General features: G+C 45.0%; 14 protein-coding genes. All 14 read right to left on the bottom strand.

What is annotated here, in order from left to right:
• Window positions 1-2: 2 nt before the first annotated feature.
• On the bottom strand, window positions 3-1,901 hold the full coding sequence (locus tag LOZ80_RS04020; RefSeq protein ID WP_238170209.1) for a chitobiase/beta-hexosaminidase C-terminal domain-containing protein: 1,899 nt from the start codon (window positions 1,899-1,901) through the stop codon (window positions 3-5).
• Between the two features lie 33 nt (window positions 1,902-1,934).
• Window positions 1,935-2,873 (bottom strand): multicopper oxidase family protein, encoded by a 939-nt coding sequence (locus LOZ80_RS04015; RefSeq protein WP_238170208.1) that lies wholly within the window; start codon window positions 2,871-2,873, stop codon window positions 1,935-1,937.
• Between the two features lie 71 nt (window positions 2,874-2,944).
• Entirely contained in the window at window positions 2,945-4,675 is a 1,731-nt protein-coding gene (locus LOZ80_RS04010) for an S-layer homology domain-containing protein (RefSeq protein ID WP_238170207.1), read from the bottom strand.
• A 223-nt stretch (window positions 4,676-4,898) separates the two neighbouring features.
• Window positions 4,899-9,458, bottom strand: coding sequence for a ThuA domain-containing protein (locus LOZ80_RS04005; protein WP_238170206.1), 4,560 nt, complete (start codon window positions 9,456-9,458; stop codon window positions 4,899-4,901).
• 1,236 nt (window positions 9,459-10,694) lie between these two features.
• Window positions 10,695-12,314: a response regulator transcription factor gene (locus LOZ80_RS04000; protein ID WP_238170205.1), complete on the bottom strand. Its 1,620-nt coding sequence runs from the start codon at window positions 12,312-12,314 to the stop codon at window positions 10,695-10,697.
• Window positions 12,307-14,064 carry a sensor histidine kinase gene (locus tag LOZ80_RS03995; protein ID WP_238170204.1) on the bottom strand — a complete coding sequence of 586 codons (1,758 nt, stop codon included), beginning with the start codon at window positions 14,062-14,064 and terminating at the stop codon, window positions 12,307-12,309. Before LOZ80_RS03995 ends, LOZ80_RS04000 begins: the two co-directional genes overlap by 8 nt.
• A gap of 85 nt (window positions 14,065-14,149) precedes the next feature.
• On the bottom strand, window positions 14,150-15,037 hold the full coding sequence (locus LOZ80_RS03990; RefSeq protein WP_238172891.1) for a carbohydrate ABC transporter permease: 888 nt from the start codon (window positions 15,035-15,037) through the stop codon (window positions 14,150-14,152).
• 53 nt (window positions 15,038-15,090) lie between these two features.
• Window positions 15,091-15,993 carry an ABC transporter permease gene (locus LOZ80_RS03985; RefSeq protein WP_238170203.1) on the bottom strand — a complete coding sequence of 301 codons (903 nt, stop codon included), beginning with the start codon at window positions 15,991-15,993 and terminating at the stop codon, window positions 15,091-15,093.
• A gap of 68 nt (window positions 15,994-16,061) precedes the next feature.
• Window positions 16,062-17,783, bottom strand: a complete 1,722-nt coding sequence (locus LOZ80_RS03980; protein WP_238170202.1) for an extracellular solute-binding protein — start codon at window positions 17,781-17,783, stop codon at window positions 16,062-16,064.
• 203 nt (window positions 17,784-17,986) lie between these two features.
• Window positions 17,987-19,969 carry a YjhG/YagF family D-xylonate dehydratase gene (locus tag LOZ80_RS03975; protein WP_238170201.1) on the bottom strand — a complete coding sequence of 661 codons (1,983 nt, stop codon included), beginning with the start codon at window positions 19,967-19,969 and terminating at the stop codon, window positions 17,987-17,989.
• 46 nt (window positions 19,970-20,015) lie between these two features.
• Complete coding sequence (gene gucD / locus LOZ80_RS03970; RefSeq protein WP_238170200.1) at window positions 20,016-21,485, bottom strand: alpha-ketoglutaric semialdehyde dehydrogenase GucD; 1,470 nt, start codon at window positions 21,483-21,485, stop codon at window positions 20,016-20,018.
• A 49-nt stretch (window positions 21,486-21,534) separates the two neighbouring features.
• Window positions 21,535-22,416 carry a fumarylacetoacetate hydrolase family protein gene (locus LOZ80_RS03965; protein WP_238170199.1) on the bottom strand — a complete coding sequence of 294 codons (882 nt, stop codon included), beginning with the start codon at window positions 22,414-22,416 and terminating at the stop codon, window positions 21,535-21,537.
• 85 nt (window positions 22,417-22,501) lie between these two features.
• Complete coding sequence (locus tag LOZ80_RS03960) at window positions 22,502-23,266, bottom strand: IclR family transcriptional regulator (RefSeq protein WP_238170198.1); 765 nt, start codon at window positions 23,264-23,266, stop codon at window positions 22,502-22,504.
• A 55-nt stretch (window positions 23,267-23,321) separates the two neighbouring features.
• Window positions 23,322-23,861: a GNAT family N-acetyltransferase gene (locus LOZ80_RS03955; RefSeq protein WP_238170197.1), complete on the bottom strand. Its 540-nt coding sequence runs from the start codon at window positions 23,859-23,861 to the stop codon at window positions 23,322-23,324.
• Between the last annotated feature and the right edge of the window lies 1 nt (window position 23,862).

The following is a 23,862-nucleotide window of genomic DNA, read 5'->3' as shown; positions in this document are numbered from 1 at the left end:
TGTTATTGTTCGACGACCACAGAACCCGTCATAAACGGATGCAGCATGCAAAAGTAACCAAAAGTTCCGACATCTGTAAAAGTATAACTGAATCTCGTTTCACCATTCGGATCTATGGTACCGTTAAATGACATGTCGTAAGCGGTAACGGTATGCATCATCGAACTCTTCAGCACCCATGTAACTTTCGTGCCCTTCTTCACTGTGATTTGCGCCGAAGAGAACCTGTCGTTTAAGACATCGACCACAACCTCAGGCACAGGCTTTATCGTATAGCTTTCAGTTTTAACATCGCTTGTATTACCTGAAGTATCGATGCCAATAAATTTCAAAGTCGTATCCTTATCAATCCCAATCGGCGTTGTGTATAAAGCAGATGCTTTCGAAGGTGCGGAGCCATCCACGGTATAGTAGATTTTGGCATCCGGGTCGTTATCCGTAATCGTTAAGGTCACGGTTTGGGCAGTTGGATACGTTGCTCCAACCGGATCAGCCGTTACAACAGGCGAAGTCCCATCATGCTCAGGGCTCTGACATTCCTGTCCAGTTTGATACTCAATCGTGATCGTTCCCATGGAACTGTCTGTACTCACCTTTGGGCATAAAAGGGTTGAAATGGCACTTAGCGGAACCATCGCTTTTCCTTCGACCTGCAAGAGTGGAGCAGGCAGCTCGATTTGCTGTCCATTCATAATGGCTTGTTTTTGAATGAGCCATAACGCCATCTCGGTATTTTCCGTCTTATAGGTAATGCTGCGATCCTCCGCGAGCGCCTGTAAGGTGCCGCCGAATTGATCGGCGATCAACTCGAAAGGTAGATAAGTCTCCCCTTTCAACTGAAATGGAGCTGTATCCAGCATGACGTGATCACCATTCACCATCGCATGCATACTACCAACTTGGAAGGCAATCATGCCACTGTTCGCATTTCCTGCCTCTTCAATATGCGTCATCGTATGTAAACCGCCTGGATAAACCCCATCATTCGTATTATCCAGAATCTTGTGACTATGAAATGGAAAGTGGCCGCTTTGGTCAAACACAATGAGGATGTCCTTGGTTTCCCCTGGATCCACAGCCACGGTGTCCTTATCGATGGGCACAGGTAACGGCACGCCATTCTCTGCAATGACCTGAAAATGATGTCCATGAAGGTGCATCGGATGTTCATCGAATCCTGGGTTAATCAAGCGAACCAAAATTTTCTCCCCTACTCGGCCATGAACCATGGAAGCTGGATCGTTCTCCACATCAGGAAATGACTTTCCATTAATCGTCCAAAAGCGAGGATGAAACTTTTGACGATCATACACCTTGCCGCCCTCTACGGCCTTGTGCCAATCTGGATCAAGTTCATTCATGTGAAATACATACTCTTTATCATAACGCGGTCCATGTGTCCACGCTTGGTTGACCGAGCCCTTTGCTTTCACAATAAAAGGTCCATTCAATCCCATTTGCAACCCATATTTATCGGGATCATAAGAATAGTAGAAATGGGAACCTGCTTGATCAGCATGAATCAGCCGGGTATCACTTTGGCCAACAGACAGCGCTGGACTAGCCTTGGCTTGATCATCCACGCCAACTACATACAGCGTATGAACTTGGAAATCAGCCCCGCCTTTTTGTGGGCCAATATTCGTTACAGTGACCTCGACGCTATCCCCTTCCTCCACTTCAATCTTGGGTCCTGGGAAAACGGCTGTACCTGGCTTGTTTTGGAGACTGTAACCCCATATATAAACCTGATTCCCATCCGCTAATGTCTTATTGCCGTCCGTAGCGTACAGTTGGATCTTCTTAACCGTTCCAGCATGAGCTACCGTGGTTGTTACAACGAATAGTGTAAATAAAGCGATGAATATAAACCCCAATCTTATCGATGCAATACGAATCATCGCAGTCACCTCCATCAAAAATTCCTGTCACATTTATTTCGTCTGTCCATCGAACTGGGCCGGATAGATGCCTGCCTGATCAAACTTGACCAGAATATCGTAGCGTTCTGCTGATGCCAAAGTGATAGATTGCTTATCCACGGCTTGCTTTAAAGGTCTGCCATCTGATGCTACAACTTGAAAAGTACGCCCGTTCATATGAAAGGTACGTTTTTCATATCCTGAGTTAATCAGTCGGATCAAATAAGTCTCTCCGGCAAGCGCGCGAATCGAAGAGCCCGCATGACTGGACTGGAATTCACCATTCATCGTCCAAAAATTCGGTTTAAACACAGTCCGGTCATACAACTTTCTTTGTTCAACCGCATCATGCCAAGACTGATCAATCTCGTTCAAATGATACACGACTTCTTTATTGTAGGACGGTCCTCCCGTCCACACTTGCTTGGCCCCATGACTTGCTTTAACAATAAGAGCTCCTGTCATCCCCATCTGCAAATGCTCAACCGTATCTACGTGACAATGATAAAAATAAGTGCCCGCATGATTTGCTTTAAAGTGGTAAGTAAAGCTTTGCCCCACTAAAACCGGTGCGGAGGTATGCGGAACCCCGTCGTTCATTTGGTCCGTGTCCAATCCATGGGAGTGGATGGTGTGCGCTACAGGAAGAATCCCCGCCTTCGAAGGTCCAAGGTTCGTGAGGTTAATTTCAACATGATCTCCCTCCTCTACTTCGATCGTTGGCGCCGGATAAACGGCACTGCCTTTCTTATTTTCTAAAGAATACCCCCAAATGTACATTTGACTTCCATCAGGCAGAGGGACATACCCATCAGTAGCATATAAGGATATTTTTTTCGTGTGAGCTTCCTCCGCCAGCATCATCGGTTGAAACGAGCTGAACATTAAGACCGTACTGAATGCAACAAACAAAAGGAGGGTGATCACGACCCGGGTCGAATTTTTACTCATCCGCTATGCTCCTCATTAAAGATTCTCATCCCTCTTCACACTTGAAGAGGGATACAGAATCTTAGTTTGAATTAAATTCCTAATTCAACCAACAGCTTATAGATCATCGATGCTGCCTGGGACCGTGTAGCATTGGCATTTGAACGGAAGGTGTTGTCCTCAAAGCCGTTAATGATTTCTTCCTTCACCAAATGCGCGATGCTCGATTTTGCCCAATCTGGAATATCGTTCGCGTCCGTAAAGCTTAAGGCTGAACCCGATGGTGTTGTATGCAGCACTCTTGTAATCATTACCGCCATTTCTGCGCGTGTGATAAGAGCATCGGCATCAAAATAAGTACCGCCGTCTGCTCCGGCACGTCCCTCGATGATTCCAGCATCAACAGCCGCTTTCACATATCCCTTGGCCCAGCTTGGAATTTGGTCTGTATCCGCAAAAGAAGGGGATGCGTCTTTTCCAACGGCCAAGCCTAGCGCTGATACTATCATGCTTGTAAATTCAGCCCTCGTCACATTGTTTTCCGGTCTGAAGGTTTGATCTTCATAGCCATTTATCACTTTCATTCCTACCAAACGATCAATGAATACAGCCGCCCAGTGGTTGTTTACATCGTTCAATTTCACGATAGTCTCATCGGTAAATACGGCAAATTTCGCAAAATGAACGATTTCGGTAGACATTTCTCCTATTGCATGATGATCTTGTTCGCCAAGATAGATCCATTGCTTTCTGTCTTCCTGATAGTAATAAATCGCCGGTTCTTTCCCGTTTTTGATTTTATTCGGATCTGGCGTTAATGACAGGGTCATTGGTTTATTCAAATTTTTATCGCCGGTTGTCGTGATTTCGTAAATATGGCTTCCAATTTGTAAGACTCGCTCGCCCTCACTGGTCTTATCAAGATCAGCAAGGCGTCGGATCGTGATCTTGGCATCCTCTTTTAACGCATGGGCTGGAATAACGACCTTAACCTTTGTTCCCAGTTGAATGGTTCCGCCTGTTGCAGCAACAATTTGTACGGATACAAATTCGGGATCTTGTGAATTCACGGTACCATTGCCACTGCCCGTACCAGTTCCCGTGCTGCCTCCACCGCCGCCGCTTCCCGACTTTGTATAAGTGACCACAAACGTATTCTCTTGTTTATTACCGGCACTATCTGCAGCAATCAAGGTAAAAGAATTAGCCCCTTCCGTAAGGGTGAAGCTTTTCTCGAAGGTGCTATTGTTTAATGTTACCGGTGCACCATTAATGGTTAGCGATACCTTCGGATCATTATCCGTTACGGTACCTTTTAATACATAAGTCGGGCTATTCGTCGCATTGCTGGATTGTATGAGAACAACTGGTTTTTCCGTGTCTACGGGGCCATTACCGTTGTCGTCATTTATCTTGGTCTGCTTGGTATCCTGTGAATTTGTTGGAATTTGTGCATAGCCTGTAGTAGCAGTAATTTCATCTATCTTGATCGACGTGGAATCAGCAGCCTTCAGAGCTTTGAAATGTAAATCTGCTATCTTGATTTGGGGTATGGTATCCTTGCCAGGAATTTGATTCTTGATTAGCGCATATTTAAGAATGCCGTTTTGTTCATCAATCAGTATATTACTGTTCGCATCGACACTGTAAAAGCCGCTGGAAAGTACCGTATCCCCTTCCATAAAGTCAAAGATTCCCGGATCATATTTAATGGAAAATTGCAGACCCATAAGCTCTTTCGTATCGAGTGCCATGATAGGTACCGTAATGTTGTCCTTCACCTTAAAAGAAGTGCCTAATGTGCCTAGCTTAATCTGAGACATTTGACCTGCTTCCTCAGCATACACAAGGTTTACGTTAGCTCTGCCGGTTGAGAATATACAAGTTATCAGCACTACCGCACTTAACGTTATAATGATCCTTTTAGAAAAGGCTATTCTCATCGTTTATCCTCCGTTTTTTGTTCAAAGAATGATGAATGGGATACCAGTCCCGTAATGGGACTGGTATCAGGGCACTTCTTTTCTTGAGAGTTGAGCCTACATCTTAAAGCTCAAGCAATTTTCTAGCTACAAAAGCAATATCTACGATATTGACAACTCCGTCATGATTCAAATCGTATCGCGGATCGAACGATGTTTTACCAAATGCTTTAGCTACTGCAACAAGGTCAGCAACAGTCAAATTACCGTCATTGTCTACATCAGGGTTGCTTAGAACAAATGCAATCGTCTTATCCTTTTTCAATTGGATCAATTTACCGTTAACATCGGAGAAATCGCTTCCCTTGCTCAGGGTTGCGGCCCCGTCTGCCTTAAGTTTAAACGTAATGTCAACCAAACCTACACTGCCGTTGAAGCCTTGGAAATCTCCAAGAGCGGTCAAGACCATAGAAAGCTTACCGGTTTCTTCCTTGCGGACAAGAACAGCTGTATCTCCCTCTTTACCAAACTGGCTGTTGAGGGCACTGCTTACATACTCAAGCTTGCTTGTGTCGTAAGTGAGCATCAATTTGGACGCAAACAGATTCTTAGCATCTTTAGCAGATACCGTAACCTTCACTTCATCCCCTGCTGACAAAATTTTACCTGCCGTATCCGAAGTCAGGACAGCATCCAGTTCAACAACCGGTTGATCTGATACTTTGATATCCAGTTCGTCGATAGACCAATAATTAGCGGTAGATGAACCTGTTTGAGTGATCTTCACGTATTGGGCATTCACCGGGCTGAAGGTTGCAACGACTTTCACGTCTGTATTGTTAGCTTTCTCAGCTACCTTCTTCCAATTTTGACCATCACTCGAAACTTCAATGATATACCCGCGTGGATAGTCTTGGGTATGACCCGATGCATCAAGGATCACCTCGTTAATCGTGCTTACTGCTCCCATATTGACTTGGAACCATTCACCTGGTTTTTGGAATTCGCCAGTATCCCAGCGCGTGTTCATCTTGCCGTCGATGACATTTTTCACGTCGGAAGGATTGCTAGTATCGTTTCCACCACCTCTTGGGAAGGTTGTAAATGTCCAGTTTTTACCTGGTGCAGCTGCTGGGAACACATACAGCTCATGGATGGATGCATACCAGGCATTCGTCGTATCGTCTTTCGTATTCACAATTCTTACATAGCGTGCTTTTACTTCGCCGAAGGTTTTGTCAACGACATAAGCAGTATTCGTATCCGCTGCTGCCACTGTTGTCCAGTTCACAGCATCTGTAGATACTTGAATTTGGTATCCACGGAAATAGTCCAGATGTTTGGCTTGCTGTGCGGTAGTCCACAGAGATCCGAAGTCTACAAGCACACGGGAAATATTCGTATCAGCCCCAAGATCAACTTGATACCACATGTCGGCTTTCATGACCGTTCCTGTACTCCAACGGGAGAACAATTCGCCGTCGAAAGCGCATTTCAAGCAGCTTTTCGGATCATCTGGCGGAGTACCGTTGGTATTAAAGTTCTCGCCATGGCTAGCCTTCGCTACCCAGTTCGTACGACTTAATGCGCCTTTCGTATCATAGGTCGGGTTGCCACCAGTGCCGGTACAGTTGTTGTTACAAACATCGCCTTCCGTAGGTGCTGCATCTCCAGCAGATGCAAATTGAATCCAGTTAATATTATTTGCACCCTGCGGGAAGACAAAGTACACATCATGAAAGTCACTAGCAATCGCGGGCAGATTAGCAAGCATAGGCTTGGCATACACGTTATTGGTTATGGTTCCATTATTTTCGGACTGGCCATAAACGTTATTTGTAATGCTTAGAGCATTCTTCATTACGTTATGTGGAGCATGCGTGACATCACTGCTAAATGTTTTCCAGTTTTGCCAGCCTTTCGTTGTAGTCTCCTTGACGGCAGCGACTTTTTCACCAGTTGGGCTATCCAAATGAACTTCCATGTTCAGATTCTCCGAGTTAGATGCCATACGGAAATACATCTTTTTAATCGTTGACATGTCAATATCTTTAAACAAGAGCCAGTCATTGGCATCTGTGAACCCGACATTTTTGCCGCCGTACATATCTTGAGTATCCTCTGTTTTGACGCCTTGATCCGCAGGTGAAGTCGGCGCGTTACCCCCAGTTGCAGCAAAGTCGGCAGCATGAAGACGCTTATTCTTAAAGGTAATGGAAGCTGAACTGCTTAATGGCGTTGTTCCTGGTCCGCCATTATCGGTCACTGTCGCAGCGATATTCCAAGCAATCCTAGCTTCCGGCCCATGTCCATCATCAAATAATGTTAATGTTGGCGTACATCCGGTTGTTCCTGGGAACGGATGGTAGTGAGCGTCATGAAGGAGGTTGACAGACCACTGGATCTTATCGCAAGCAATCAGTCCGTCTTCTTCATCCGTGGCGTAAGCTGTTGCTGTGATCGTCTCGCCATTCGTAAAGAAACTTCCGGTAGCAGGAGAAGTGATTTTCACTACAGGAGCGGTGTTACCCGCGCTAATCTTTGTGTTCCACACGGAGAATTTCCCGGTTCCATTGGTAACCGTCAATGTTACATCATAGTTTCCGTTGACCGAGTACGTGTGAGACGGATTTGCATCATGAGATGTGCTTCCATCTCCGAAATTCCATGCAAAAGCAATCGTATGGCCGTCCAGATCCGTAGTTCCCGTTGTATCAAAATTAACTGTTAACGGTGTTTTTCCTGATACAGCGCTTACTTTCGCTTTGATAACAGGATTTCTGTTCAATTGGCCGTAGAATACCTTGGAGATACCATCGTCTCCATCAGATTCCCATGATTTTCCGAACTCGGCAATATACAAGGCACCGTCCGGACCCAATTTCATATCAATCGGAGCAAGCATTCCGGATAAGAAATCTTCTACTTTGACAATTGCCCCATTGTCATCTGTTGTAACCGCTTTAACCCAATTGCGGGTAAAATCATAAGCTAAAAACTTTCCTTTTAATCCAGGAATTGCGTTTGGTCCTGTGTAGTCATAAACGGGACCAGCCAGCGCCGTTCTTCCGCCTTGCCCCCAAATTGGATCATTGGTATACGAGTAGAAAGCAATCGGTTTTTTCGTTGTCGCAAATTTCTCTGCATATAAAGTATCATTGATTTCATTTAAATTATTGGCTCCAACATAGTCTTTTTTGTTATAAAACTTATCACCAATCCCATAAGGCCAACCAAAGTTTTGACCAGGAGCGGTTATCGCATTAAATTCATCGTAGTCGCCGTTACTTCCGCCAGCAAAGGTACCGTCGGGACCAACATCTCCTTCGTAGATGATGGTTTTACCATTTCCTTTTGTGGTGTCAAAAGAAATACGATATGGGTTACGGAAGCCCCAAGCATAGACGTAATCTCTTGCACCGCCTTGACCTGTAAAGAAGGGGTTATCGTTCGGTGCGGAACCGTCTTTGTTGAAACGAAGAATCTTTCCACGCATATCATCCAAGTTCTGAGATGTCTGAATGGAACGGGTTTGTGGCCCTTGTGTAGGTGAGTTGTTATCCCCTATCGTTAAATACAGCTTGCCATCCGGCCCGAATTTAAGGTAGCCAGCTTGATGGCAGCAGGTCACATCGGACGTTTCTTTTAACAAGTTCTTTTCTGTATTTGCACTAATTACCCCATTCTCGTATGTAAAACGAGAAACATTGTTAATCAGTTTACCCTCTGCTGTTTTCACCGGATTTGTATAATACAGATAAATGTAGTGATTGGATTCAAAATCAGGATCAAGGGCCAAACCCAATAACCCGTGTTCACCCTCCAAGTTAGTAGGGATGTTCAAAATTTCCTTCGTATCTCCTTCTTGAGAAACGGTATAAACTTTACCGAAAAGGCTGATTACGAAAATTTCTCCACTTTTGGAAATATCGATTCCAACCGGACTTGCGATAGTTCCTTTGACCAGAGAAACCTTCTGCAGGCCGCCTTTTGGAGAAGGCTGATCGCAATCCGTATCATTAGCCTCTCCCCATGCATATTTCAAACCGCCGAGAAGATGCTGTTGGAAATCTGCATTGAACCAAGTTTCCGGATGATGACCTAATGCCGTATAGAACATTCTTCCGTTTTGAACCGGGCTACACCAAGCATTCGGATGGTCTTCGAACGCCCCTCCCGTTACGCCATTGCTGTTCATATCCAAGCTTAAAAGAATATGTTTCCCTTTATCCCGTGGATTTTCTTTGAAATAGTACACTTCCTCTAGCGCTGTCCAGGATGGACCCAGGTGGGCAGTTGCTGGATTATTGGAATCTTCTACATTGAACTTGACTGTTTGCGTCCATGGATGATTACTGAAGTACGCGCCTGTTAAGTCACCATACTCTTGCCAATCATACCCGGTATCTGTAGCCGAATGTGCGCCTACATAGCCTTTACCAGATTTGATGAAATTCATGAAATCTTGCTTCTGTTGATCAGTCAAACCCCAATCGCTAAAGTTACCTGTAGTGCTGACAAAAAAGACAACATCATACTTAGCAAGATTAGCAGCGTTAATATCTGCCGCATTTTCCGTAAAATCAATTTGAAAACCATATTTTTTTGCCATTTCAGGAAGTGCTATTTTAGCTCCTTGATCAATCGATGCATGACGGAAGCCTGTTGTTTTGGAAATAGCCAAAATTTTGTGCCCATGCTCTTCTCCTTCATGTGCAGACGCTACCCCAGAACTTATAACAGAACTAAGTGGTAATAAAATTGTAGATAAAAACATAACAAGAGCTAAAAATCCATACATCACTGAGCGCCGTCGACTCATTCCTTCATCCCTTTCGTTTCTTTACATGGGTTAAAATTAACATTCAATTCGATAGGCCTGCCCACTGCCCGGTTTTCGTACAGATTGTTGACACTTTACCCCCACTTCCTATTTGACATGTAATCGCATGCAGTTTCCGATATCCCCTCCCTTCAAGAAGGTGACGTATCTTCTGTTTCAAGAAACTTCAAGCACTTATCTATCATCAAGGCGGACTCAAAATCATTATGTTAAGCGCTTTCATATAGTTTCTTAAGCTATTTCGTCTATAGGTTTATCCTAATTGAAACCGTTCACACGAACAATTAACTAAGTTGAGATAAAAGTACATATTCTTGTTATATATACACAACCCCATTCTTTAGCCTCTTATATAAATCTTGGATTCCGTATGATAACGAATCGATTCACATCGGCTCACTCTACTAAATGACTTGAGAGAATGGACTAGCGGAGTAGGGGCATAAAAAAACAGCGGCAGCCGAGACATCATCTTGTCCTTGGCTGTAGCTGTTTTTGGCGCCGCGCTGCAGGGCGGCGATTTAGAAGACCAGAGATTCCTTAACGGTCGGCTCCGTTAATTATTTTGTTTTTAACCCGCCATCTTATTCACTGAGTGCTTGGTATCAAAAACTGATATTCAAACGGCTAAAAGATAAATAATTGAAAACACTTTTGGGTGCAATAAACAAAACCGTGATCGCCCCAACCGGCGAGTCCACGTTGATCATCGCCGTATCTCTTATACGCGTTCAACAACAAAAGACTCTTCGGCCGATTAAAGGCTGAGAAGAGCGGCAAGGTCAATTTCAATTTTTTAATGAATAACTAAATGGTCTCAAGGCATACAACAATGAGCCTCTACTAATGAGGCAATTACGCCAAACTAGTGCTTATTGGCAGGTCCGCAATTTTGGTAGACGGCCTTTGGGAATGTTTTTTTCGGAAATGGTTCCTGCGCTGTATCAACAATGCCTCCTTAAGCGATACCATAATTACGGTAACCCATGTCGTCATCAAAAATCACTTTATGCTCATAAAGACCGAGCAACTTCCTAGAACGATAACAAAGTTGTCTACGACGCCTAATCAATACGCTTATTTCCTTACAATCTCACGATACTCCGCTGGCGTCATGCTGGTTGATTTTTTGAAAAATCGAGTAAAAGAGTGTGGGGTTTCATACCCTACCTGAACGCCCACTTCAGCAATTTTAAGTTCATCTTTCTTGAGCAAATTTTTGGCTTTCTCCATTCTAACTTCATCAATATATTCAGATAGATTAATGCCACTTTCCTGTTTAAAAAGCCGAGATAAATAGGACGGGTTGAAGTGTATCACGCTAGCTAAACGTACGAGAGATAAGTCTTCACCCAGATGCTCCTCAATATACAACCGGATCTTCTCTATCACGGCTGCTGCTCTATTGCGTTCTACACTCAATCGAAGAGAGAACAAGGACTCTGCGGTCTGTTTCAAAAACTCGTAGCTATCTTGCCATGATGAATGCCTATCTCTTTGCATAAGCCCGGTTGTTCCAACCTTACCGTGCAGCTCCCAACGGTTAATATAGGATAGTAAGAAGAGTGCAATCGTATAATACAGTTCCACTGCAAAAGGGCCTCCATTTCCTCGTTCATCGAAAGCCGTTTTCATTAGTTCGTCGAACAGATGGAGAAATCCCTCTCTATTTCCGCCTTCTAGATGAATCGCCAAGGACTCCGCCTTTTCTTTCAGCGTTCTTGAGTTGGCTGCTGTTCCAATGGTTCCCAAAGTGACTGTTTGAACCATCTGGGCACCATCTCCCGCTCGTCGGTACTGCTCACTTCTCAATCGATCGTATATCTCTGAAAGTTGTTTCCATTCGTAGGTATCTGCGCAAATCGTAATGGCAAAAGTAATTCCCAAAGAATCATGACAAGCTTGTTGCATAAGCTCAAATTGTCCCTCTAGAAATTTGACCGTGCGGGCATAGGCTTCGTCCAGTTCCCTTACTTGGCCATGCTTTGGTTGAACAAGCCAGACGAGACCGCCATAATGATCAATGATTCCAAGACTATCTGTCCGTTCTGCCAGGAATGTCTCTGCCAAAAATTTCACAGCAAGTGCCGCATTCTGGCTTTCCGCAAAGGAATGGTGTGTGTTCGTACGGTGCATGTCAGCTACCGCAACAAGAATGGGCAAAGCTGAATCAAGAGCAATGCCCAGATTACGGAAATCAACTTCTAACTCCCCCGTTGTTCGTGTCCCTTGAAGCAAATAACGGAAATAATTCCCTTGAGCAAGGGTTTCGAGTGTAGTAAGCTTCTCTCGCGATTGCTTGACTAGATCATGGAATTTTAAACTGCTTTCAAGTTCATGAATCGCATCTGTTACGGCCTTGATAATCTTATCGTATTCCTCACTCTTGAGGAGATAGCTAACACCGGGTGATTGAATCGCTTGGTAGACATAATCAAAATCATTATATCCTGTCAAAAAAATGATTTTGCAATGCGGCCAACTACTCCGTATGTTTCTCATTAGCTCGAGACCATCCATCCCGGGCATACGAATATCGGACAACACGATGTCCACTCTCGTCGTATTCATCCAATCCAGCGCTTCTTCACCGGAATAGGCTTTATACAAATCAAGATTGAGATTCAGTTGGCTAAATACGTCAAACAGCCCGTCTGTAATGATTTCCTCATCATCAACGATCAGCATTCTAATCATGAGCATAACCACCTTTAAAAGGAATAGAAATGATACCTTTCAATCCCCCGAGCTCGCTTCGGCTTATTCGTAGACCATATGCTTCACCGAATGTCATTTTGACACGGCGGTGAATATTCACTAAGCCTGTTGTCTCCGCATGTTCATCACCATTATCCAGCGTATCAGAGATACGTTCCAGTGTCTCATCCGTCAAGCTATCACCATTATCTTCCACAATAATACGTATCTCAGCCTCTTCCAACTCGAAGCGAATCATAATGTATCCACTGCGTTTCATTTGTTCCAAACTGTGTTCAAATGCATTCTCGATAATGGGCTGCACAATTAAACGTGGTACTGACATCTGTTCAATTTCCCGCGGTAGAGCGTCGAATTGCACCCGGATACGCCGTGAGAAGCGTAGTTCCTGAATCTCCGTGTACATTCTGGCATGGTGAATTTCTTGTTTCAACAGCACTTCATCTGAAGCATTCCTGGTAACAAATTGAAAATATTCACCAAGCTGTGTGACGAACTGTCCGATTCGTTCAACGTCTCCAATCTTCGCCATCGTTCTCAAGATAAAGAAACTGTTGTATAGAAAATGTGGATTAATCTGCGATTGAAGCTGCTTCAACTCCGCCCGTTGTGTCATGATTTTCTGCTTATACACTTGATCGATCAAAGAACCAAGATTGGTGACCATCTGGTTAAATCGGCCATACAAGTAACCGAGCTCATCCTTAGACTCGTGCTGGATGTTCACATCCAGATCTCCATTTTCCATACGCCGAAAGCTTTTAACTAGCGTTAACAACGGTTTGTGAATAAATTTGTAGGTGGAGAATGCATAAATGGCAATGATGACAATAGCAACGAAAATAAATAACCATGCCCACAGATAAAACTTGTCCAGCGGCTTCTTAATAATTTGCTCTGGGATAAACCGGTAAATAGAAATATTTAAATAATCAGAGCTTGCAGTTGCGGTATAATAGCGGCTTCCCGAGATGGTAAAGGTCCCCGTATTATGAACTGGATTTTGTTTTATTTGTACAATGGTCGCTGGTATATCCTTCCATAAGCGCTCTAAAGATCCACTCGTCAGAATAACACTGGTATTCTCCTTGGTCATCAATGTTCCGCTTCCGGGATATGTGTTGAACTGGTCTAACGCCTCCTGTAGTCTCTCTTGATCCAGTTCGATTTCAATGATGAACAATGGTTGATTTCCATTGGTCACTCCCTGTTTCGCGGCACTTACAAATAATCCGCCATTCCACTCAATAATCTGTTTATTCCTACTGCTTAAATCCGAGCGCAAGCCATTGTACCGTTCGGTATCAAATTCGCTTGGGCCATTGGCGGATGAAATCGTTTTGAATATCGGATAAATATGAGCACTTACATTTTTAATATAAGGACTGCTGTTTTGAATTGCATAGAGACGTTTTCGCAGCGCGTTAATTTTTTCAGTGCGTTTAAACACATCCATCGTGTCCCAGGTCAGCGTCAGTTCATTGAGATCTTCATCCTCGATAACGCCAAACTGCAGCAACTTCATCCGTTCTATCTCTTTCTCAAGATCGTTTACATAGAAGGTTAGTTGGGATACTGCCGTTTTGGAGATGTCTTCGCTTGCCGTCTGGACGATCCAGTTATACAGGTAGACGCCAAATAATAAAATGGGCAGCATAATAAGCAAAAAAGTACTGAGTAGTCGAAGGAAAATCGTGTTCCGCAAAGTGAATGGCTGACGGTTGATCAAGGTGCAAGCCCCCAACTTTTTTCTTCCATTATAGCCTGAAGTTTGTAGGTTTCCCAAGCATTTTCAAGAGGAAGCCATCCATCCTTTACCCCTTAACGCTACCAAGGACAATCCCTTTAACAAAATATTTCTGCAGGAAGGGATACGCCAAGATAATGGGAAGGGAACCCAAGAAGATCTGTGAGGCTTTCAGCGTCCGATCAGAAATGAGAGCCATATTTATGGCTTCGTCACGTGATATATTCGTTAAATTTTGTTGAATGACGATGGTTTGAATATAGCTTTGCAGCGGGTAATGACTAGGGTCTCCCATTAGCAGGAGGCCGTCAAACCAACTGTTCCAATGTTCTACCATGGAAAATAAAGCAAGCGTTGCAAGAGCAGGCTTGGATATCGGCACATAGATTTTCCAGAGTGTCGTCCAATAGCTTGCACCGTCCATGACTGCTGCCTCCTCCAGCTCCTTCGGCACCTCTCGAAAGAAATTAAGCAGCAGGACCACACTGAATACGGGAACCGCGCCGGGCAGCACGAGCGCCCAAATCGTATCCAGCATATTGTACTGCTTAAGTGTTGAGTACCAAGGGATCAAACCACCATGAAAAAGCATCGTGATAAAGAAAATCCAAGCATAAACCATTCGCATGCGAAACGCCTTCGTTTCCTTAGATAAAGGAAATGCAACGAGGATGGTTAAAATCAAATTTAACGGCGTCCCGATCGCGATGCGCTCCAAGGATACAAGCATGGATTGCCAGAACGCTTCCCGACTAGCCGTAAACTTGTAAGATGCTAATGTAAAGTCAACCGGCCACAATTTTACATGACCTGCTGCGGCTGCCGTACTTGAACTAAACGAGATAGCAATGATATGAATTAACGGGAGGACACAAATTAACGATACGATAATCAGAAAGGACACATTCAGAACGGAAAACCACTCGAATCGGAATCGACTGTTAGGTACCCGGATATAAGTATCAGACACAGAACTGGGTGATGGTTGTACCACAGTTTTCCCTCCTCCTAGAAGATTCTATATTTTGCAAACCGATACGCCACAAAGTAAGAACTTGAAATCAAAATAAGCGAAACTAGTGATTTGAATAGTCCGACTGCCGTTGCAACACCGTATTGAGCATCCAATAATCCAATCCGATATACAAAAGTATCCAGAATATCGCCGCTTTCATACACCTGAGGGCTATATAAATTGAACACTTGATCGAAGCCTGCGTTCAAAAGCTGTCCTAAACTGAGAACTGACAACAAAACAATGACCATTCGCATCCCTGGAATCGTGATATGCCATATCTTATGCCAGCGGTTTGCGCCGTCAATCGTGGCAGATTCGTATAAGCCAGGGTCAATGCCCGTGATAGCCGCCAAATACACGATAGTTCCATAACCAAAATTTTTCCATATATCCGATGATACGAGTGTAAACGGAAACCAATGATTGTCTCCAAGGAAAAATATCTTATTCAAACCGAAGGCACCTAATAATTGGTTAACAATACCGGTAGAAGGCGATAGAATATCAATAAGTATCCCTCCTAGAACAACCCAAGAGAGGAAATAGGGTAAATAAATGGTGGTTTGCACGCTTCTTTTAATTACCGCATTCTTCAATTCGTTAAGAAGAATGGCGAAAATAATCGGCACGATTAAGCCTAGAATAAGCTTAAGACTTGAAATAAAGAGGGTATTCCACAGGACCTGATTAAAGCTGGGCAGGTTCATGACATATCTGAAATTATCCAACCCGACCCATCGCTGGTCACCGAATAATCCCTTTGCAGGGATGAATTTTTGAAATGCAATGACAATTCCCGCCATTGGGACATATGAGAATAGCACAATGAGTACTAATCCCGGTAACATCATCAGATGCAGCGGAAGCTCTCTCCACATTTTCCCGATACCCATACAATAACCTCCATTATTTAATGCATAAAAAGCAGAGGAAGGATGGTTAACCCGTCCTCTGCCCGCATCTACTTCTTCGTTGCTGCATACCATTCATTGACTTCTTTCGTAATTTGCTCGCCGCCTAGCTTAGTCCAGTCTTTCACAAACTTATCGAAATCATCTACAGAGCCGCCCATAATAATTTTGGTGTATGTCTCATTCATTAATTTTTCTAAAGTCGATTTCCGCTCAACCATCGTTGGCGTAGGTGCGCCTACGAATTTATCCATCAGGAATTGATTATTTTTATCGTACTGGTCAACGACCCCTTCAGAGCCTTCCGGACCATAAATGCGTTCCCATCCCCACAATGCAAACCCTTCTTTTGAACCCGAATTGAAAGCTTCTATTTTGCCTTGAATCGTTTTAGCTTCTCCCTTCAGGGTCGAGAAGTCGTTCGCTTTACGTGCCGCATCGATCGCTCTGAATGCCTCTACATTTTTCTTTACCGGACTCGGAGTTACCGGCGACAGCTGCCATACGCTCTCTGCTTCCGGCGGTGCATAGTATTTGTCAAACTCCGCTGTTTTGCCAAAGTTTTTCTCCAGATGCATATTGAACAGCTTGATAACCGCCTCAGGATGCTTCAAACCCTTTTTCACCGCAAAAAACTTGCTTGTACTGAACCTCAAAGGAACTTTAGGTGTATCGCCGGATTCCGAAACGATCGGGAATGCCCGCCATTGTGCATTCGGGTCATTGTTACGGTTCAATTGAAGCGGCCAGATGGAGTTCCACTGTTCGCCATACTCCATTCCGATCTTGCCAGCAGCTATTTGCTCAGATACCTTGCCACCATCTTTAATCCCGAATTCCTGATCAATTTCTCCATTCTTAAACATACCTTGAAGGGCTTGAAGCGCTTTCTTAACTTCCGGCTGAATACCGCCAAACATCAGCTTTCCGGATGCATCGGTAATCCACATATTCGGATAAGCCTTATACCCTGCCATGAACCCCTCTAACCCTATAGCTCCTCCCCACAAAGCTTTGTTTAAACCGAGGCCAAATGTATCCTTTTTCCCATTGCCATCCGGGTCCTTCTCGGCAAATGCTTTTGAAATGGTTTGTACATCAGCCATCGTCTTTGGCGGCTGCAATCCTAATTTGTTAAGCCAATCCGTACGAATCCAGATAAACATAGCGCGTTCAAGCGAGGAGTCGACCTGCGGGATCGCCATCAGTTTGCCATCAATCGTTGCAGCATCGAATGGGCTTTTTCCCTCTTGCGATAAGATCTCTTTGGTTAGGGGAGCCGCATATTTCTCATATAAAGCTGTCATATCTTCGATTTGGCCGGAATCTGCTAATTGCTTTAACTGAGTCGCGTTCACTGGAATAACATCAGGCAGATCGCCAGAGGCCAGCGTTACATTCAGTTTCTGTAAATACTGATCAGAAGTATCGCTCCCCTTTACGACCCAGTTATTTTTAATATTGATCCCGAGCTGTTCCTTATATAGACGTGTCCATCTGTTATCTTCAAACGATTCACCTTTAAGCACACCGAGTACGTTATTTTCAACAACATCGTTGAGGTTCCGGACAAACGATACCTCAATCGGCGGATCATACTTGCCCAGCGGTTCTATATTTGCACTTTTCACATCAGTATTTCCGGCTGTGCTCACTGCTTCTTTCTGTTCAGTACTCGTTGGATTGTTCTGGCTGGTGCAAGCCGATATGAGCGTTGTCATGGCAAGTAAGGAAACAGACAACGCTTTCATTTTGTGTTGGTTTAGCTTCATGTACATCCCCCTATATTGAGTATTTAAAGCTATCACTGCAGTGACGTGGTTATGTTTTCATTATAGGGTTGGCAAAACATCCAGACAATGTACAACTTTTTACTTTACTTACCAAATCTTGTTGTAATGTAAGCGTCCTCATTGTATGCAAAGCCCTACAAAATATCATTCACACGTGGATGTGGCAATATAGTAATTATCACCTAATTGTTCTGCACAGCCAATGCTTTTGTACCTGCTTCCAATACAGCGAGAATTCGATCCACATCATAAACACTCCCTGCCCAGGTTCCACCGCTGACAGACTGTAAGGCAGCCCATAAACGAGTATCTGCTGGTAGTTTTTCGTCAGAGGCGAGCTCTGGGTGAGGGTCGCGGGCAGCAAGCACACGGGCTCCTTCTTCTGGGGACAGCAATTTGCCACCATCGCCTAGAAAATGAATGCTGCCTTCCAAACGATTTCGGTCAACTACGATGTCGATTGTATCTCCATCCCGCAGTTTACCAATTGGACCTCCAGCTAGCGCTTCAGGTCCAACATGACCGATGCAGGCACCTGTGGATACACCCGAAAACCGGGCGTCGGTAATTAAGGACACGTATTTGCCGAACGGCAAATGCTTTAGTGCTGAGGTTAGTTGATAAGTCTCCTCCATCCCGGTCCCCAATGGTCCGCGCCCAATCAACACCATAATATCTCCGGCTTGAATGCCGCCTTTCTTTATTGCCGAGATAGCCGCTTTCTCCGAGGTAAACACCTTGGCATTGCCCCGATGGCGGTATACCCCATCCTCTCCAATAGTTGAAGGGTCTATCGCCGTCGATTTAATCACCGAACCTTCCGGAGCCAGATTCCCAGTAGGAAACGTAACCGTCGAGGTCAACCCCCTTTCTTTGGCACGTTCTGGATTCATAATTACGTAATCCGGATCGATGCCATCTATTTCCATGAGCAGACTTCTCATCCGCCCTCGGCGCTCGCTCGTTTCCCACCAATCCAATACAGTACCCAGCGTTTCACCGGTTACGGTCAACGCATTTTCTTTCAGTACCCCCAAACGTCGGAGATGCAGCATCACTTCCGGTACCCCTCCGGCCAAAAACACGCGCACAGTCGGATGATAATCCGGACCATTCGGCAATACGCTGACTAGCCTTGGTACGGCTTTATTGATACGAATCCAATCTTGAACAGACGGAATGGGCAGTCCTGCCGAGTGAGCGAAAGCAGGGATATGCAGCAATAAATTGGTCGATCCGCCGAAGGCCGCATGAACAACCATCGCATTGTGGATGGACGCTTCGGTCAATATATCCTTCATCCGGATTCCCTTTTCCTCTAGCGTCATCATCGCGCGGGCCGACTGCCTGGCCATCTCTTCCCATACGGGCTGTCCTGATGGTGCAAGCGCAGCGTGAGGCACCGTCATGCCCATAGCCTCTGCAATGACCTGCGAAGTAGCTGCCGTTCCAAGAAACTGGCAGCCTCCGCCCGGTGTGGCACAGGCCCGGCAGCCGAGGTCGGCAGCATCTTCTAGGCTGATTTCGCCATTAGCATACCTTGCACCTATGGTTTGGATTTTCCCGGCATCTTCGCCCTCCGTGGGAGGCAATGTCACTCCGCCGGGCACAATTACGCAAGGGAGCTCGTGCATCCCGGCGAGAGCAATCATCATGGCAGGCAGTCCCTTGTCGCAGGTCGCCACACCGAGCACTCCTTTCCGTGTAGGCAAGGAGCGGATAAGACGCCGGAAAACGATCGCTGCATCGTTGCGGTAAGGAAGAGAGTCAAACATGCCTTCCGTGCCCTGGGACCTACCGTCGCAAGGGTCGCTCACATATCCGGCGAAAGGAACCCCTCCGCTTTCTGTGATCACCTCTGCAGCGGCCTGCGTCAGCAGGCCAACCTCCCAGTGACCGGTATGATAGCCGAGTGCAACTGGACTCCCGTCTTCCTTACGTATCCCCCCTTGCGTGCTTAACAACAGATACTGTTTACCCTTCAGGCGAGACGGTTTCCACCCCATCCCAACATTTTGGGTAAGTCCGAACAATTCTCCGCTTGGAGCATGCAATAACATTTCTTTTGTTAGTGGCAATGAGCCTTTTGGGCCTTGCGTGTGCGTACGGATTGTAAACAAATTGTTATTTTCATTTACCATAATCGATATTAATTGCTCTGTCATTAACCCACGCCCTTCCGAATTAGGTTTCATAGCAAAAGTGATACGCTTACGCTTTGAGAAATACCGTTTTTATCGATGTGTAAAATTCAATCGCCGCCTGGCCTTGCTCGCGCGAATGAGAGCTAGACTGCTTCATTCCGCCGAACGGAGCCTGCAGCTCTACTCCGGCTGTCTCGGAATTAATTCTTATTAAACCGGCGTCCATATCTTGAATAAACAAAAGAATATTGCTTATGCTTTGCGTGTAAATAGAAGCGCTCAGACCATAATCCGAATCGTTAGCCAGTTGAATGGCTTCTTCCATGGATTCGACCTGAATTAGCGCAAGTATCGGGCCGAATATTTCTTCCCGGGCAATCGCCATTTCCGAAGTTACTTTATCGAACACGGTGGGCTGAATGTAGAAGCCTTCGGCGAGATCCGGGTGATCCGGTGATGCTCCACCGAATATAAGATCCGCTCCTTCCTCTATCCCTTTCTGAATGTAGGACTGCACCGTTCGCAGCTGATTTTCGTTGGCGCAAGGGCCCAGCCATGTACCGGCATCCAAACCGTGACCAACTGTTATACCTTTTAATTTGATCAATAGTTTTTCTTTGAAAGCTTCATACACAACACGCAATACAATGACACGGCTTGTTGCCGTGCATTTCTGTCCTGTCGAACGGATTCCGCCACTGATCGTCGCGTCGACAGCCAAATCCAAATCGGCATCCTCAGCGATAATGATCGGATTTTTCCCTCCCATCTCAAGCTGATATTTCGCCCCTCTGGCTAGTGCTGCTTGACCGACCCGTTTGCCAACTTGATTGGAGCCGGTAAACGTAATTCCGTTTACATCCGGATGCTCTGCAAGACCTTGCCCAATCACAGATCCGCTGCCTGTTACCATATTTAATACACCTGCAGGAAGTCCCGCTTCAGCGATGCATTCAACGACTTTGGCAGCCGTTACGGCTGTCTCCTGAGCAGGCTTCAGCACAACCGTATTGCCATAGATTAAGGCTGGCGCCATTTTCCATATTGGAATCGCCACTGGAAAATTCCAAGGTGAAATAACTCCGACAACCCCAAGGGGCACACGGGTCGTAAACATCAGCGCTTCGCTATCCGTGGAGGGAATCACATCCCCGATTTTCCGCATCCCCTCCCCGGCATAGTAGCGCAAGATTGCGATCCCTCGTGCAGTTTCGCCCTTTGCTTCCGGCAATGTTTTGCCCATTTCCCGTGTCATCGTCTCGGCAATTTCATCGATGCGTCTCTCAAGTGCATTGGCCGCTTTAAACAGATAATCCCCTCTCGCCGATCCCGATAGCTTCCTCCAACCTTGCTGCGCCGCTTTGGCGGAAGCAACGGCTTGGTTCAATTCCTCCAATGACGACAATTGGACATAGCCCACGACTTCAGTTCTTTTAGCTGGGTTTATGCTGGGAACAGTTTGCCCAGCGCCGGCTGCACACCATTCACCGTTTATATAGTTTAAATAAGTTTGCCCTCCAACAAATACGGATGTCATATATATTCCTCCTTAAATGTATGTTATCTACCAATCAGATAATTATAGATTAGCTTCCTGCACCTACAACATGATTAACAAGTTTCCCAATACCGCTAATCTCAATTTCGATCCGGTCTCCGTGAGCGAGTGTAAACTCGTTAGGCGGCACAATACACGTTCCTGTCAGAAGCACGGTCCCGTCAAATAATTCATTATCCCGAATTAAAAATTCGGTCAATTCATCAAGCTTTCGTTTTAGCTGATTGGTATTAGCCGTTCCCTCGACAGCTTTTTCCCCATTGCGATATATTCGGCTTGTAATCTGAAAGTTGTAAGGGTCGTCTACCGTTTCGGCTAAACGGATCGCTGGTCCCAGAGAGCAGGAACGCTTCCATACTTTGGCCTGAGGCAGGTAGAGCGGATTCTCGCCTTCAATATCCCGGCAGCTCATATCATTGCCAATGGTGTATCCTACAATTTTCCCCATAGCGTTTAGAACAAGACCTAACTCAGGTTCTGGCACCTGCCACACGGAATCGCTTCGGAGTTGTACTTCGCCGCCTGGACCTACCGTTCGAGCAGCCGTGGATTTAAAAAAAATCTCCGGGCGCACAGCGTCATAAACTTTATCATAAAAGGTCAAGGCATCCAGTCTGCCTTCGGTCGCCTCATAATTCCGTGCGTCTCTGCTTCGCTCATAGGTAACCCCAGCAGCCCATACTTCTGGTGCTTCAATTGGAACGAGTAGCTCCAGCTGATCTACTTGACATGTTAGCGCTTCACGGCCTTCGATCATTTTCAAAACCAACTCGAGCGGTGACATCTCTTTTTCGTCAGCTTCTTGAATCAAAGCTAAAAAATCGCTTTGCAGCAATACGAAAATTTGCCCTTCGTCATCAACTGCAGCTAGTTGTGAAAGCCCTTCATTTATAAAACGAATAATTTTCATAAATTGCTCACTCCTCTAAATTTGTTTTATATTATAAAACATCGTTCTCAAAAAATGGTGTAAAAATGCCTGGACTCGACATGCTTTACAAAACTTGCCGAAACCCCAGGGTCTGTGAAATCGTTTCTGCTTCTTTCTTAAGTAAAGCAATATACTGTTTAAACAATAAATCATCTACCGTTGAAATCAACGATGATATGCTGATCGCTGCTACAACCGAGCCATTATGCTCGAAAATAGGTGCTGCAGCGCATCGTACGCCCGGTTCGTTCTCCTGATTGTCAATGGAATACCCTTGCTCCCTTACCTGATTCAGCTCGTTAAGGAATGCCTCTATCTCCGTAATCGTCGCATCTGTAATCTTGGAGAAATGGTAATTCCGAAGGAGCTTATCGATCTCTTCCTTTGTTCTAAAGGCAGCCAGCACCTTTCCTACCGCGCTACTGTGAAGTGAAATTCTGCGGCCTATTCGGGAATAACGGATCGCCGCCTTTTCCCCTTCCACTTTATCCAAATACACGCCTTCCTTCCCATCAAGAATAACAAGATGGGTTGTTTGACCTGTTTGCTCCGACAAAGCAGCCAGGTGCTTTCGGGCAACTGTACGGATGTCTAGGCTTTGCAGCATAAGCTGTCCCTTTTCCAGGAGCTTTAACCCTAACTTGTACCTTCCTGTTTCCATATCCTGATTGATGTAACCGTGTAACTGAAGAGTTTTTAATAAGGAGTGTATCGTACTCTTGTGAAGCTCCATTCTTGCGCTGATTTCTGTAATTTTCAGCTCAGTCGTATGCTCGTCGAATAAGTCCAATATTTTCAATGCTCTGTCCAGCGCTTGAATAATAGGCATGGTATCCCTCCTATCTACAAGTCCATAATAATCTTTTACAACCATACATTCAAGCTTAAGTTATTCTTTGGAGCCACTCTCTTTTTAACAATGCATATTGGAAGGTATTTTCATATTTGGGTGTCCCATCTTCGTATTCAGTAAAAGAAACAAATTCTATAAAACAACCTTCTTTGCGCATATCTAATTTTTCACATAGTTTTTGTGATCTTAAGTTATCATCCTCGACATACGCATACAGTCTTCTGGCTTCTTTTTGCGTAAAGAGATATTGGAAAAAAGCTTCCACGCTTTCACGAGCATATCCCATTCCTTCATATCTGGCATTGAAATTCCATCCAACGCTAAACGTATCAGGTTCATCTTGCAGATAAAATAGTTCGCCTATTAGTGCATTGCTCTCTTTCAGGCAGACTGCAATATAGGAGTCTTCATTGCTTCTATTTTGAAGCTTTAAAGCTGCTTCTTCCAATGTCGAAACTTTATCGCTAAGGAAGCAGTTCACTCTGGGATTAGCCGCATATTCCAAAAATGCCTGAGCATCCGTCACGTAAAAATTTCTTAACCTCAATCGATTGGTTTCCAACATTTGCATG

It is taken from the genome of Paenibacillus sp. HWE-109 (genome assembly GCF_022163125.1).
Classification (GTDB): Bacteria; Bacillota; Bacilli; order Paenibacillales; family NBRC-103111; genus Paenibacillus_E.
The sequence above is the reverse complement of the archived record's forward strand: the minus strand, read 5'-3'. Positions and strand labels throughout refer to the sequence as shown.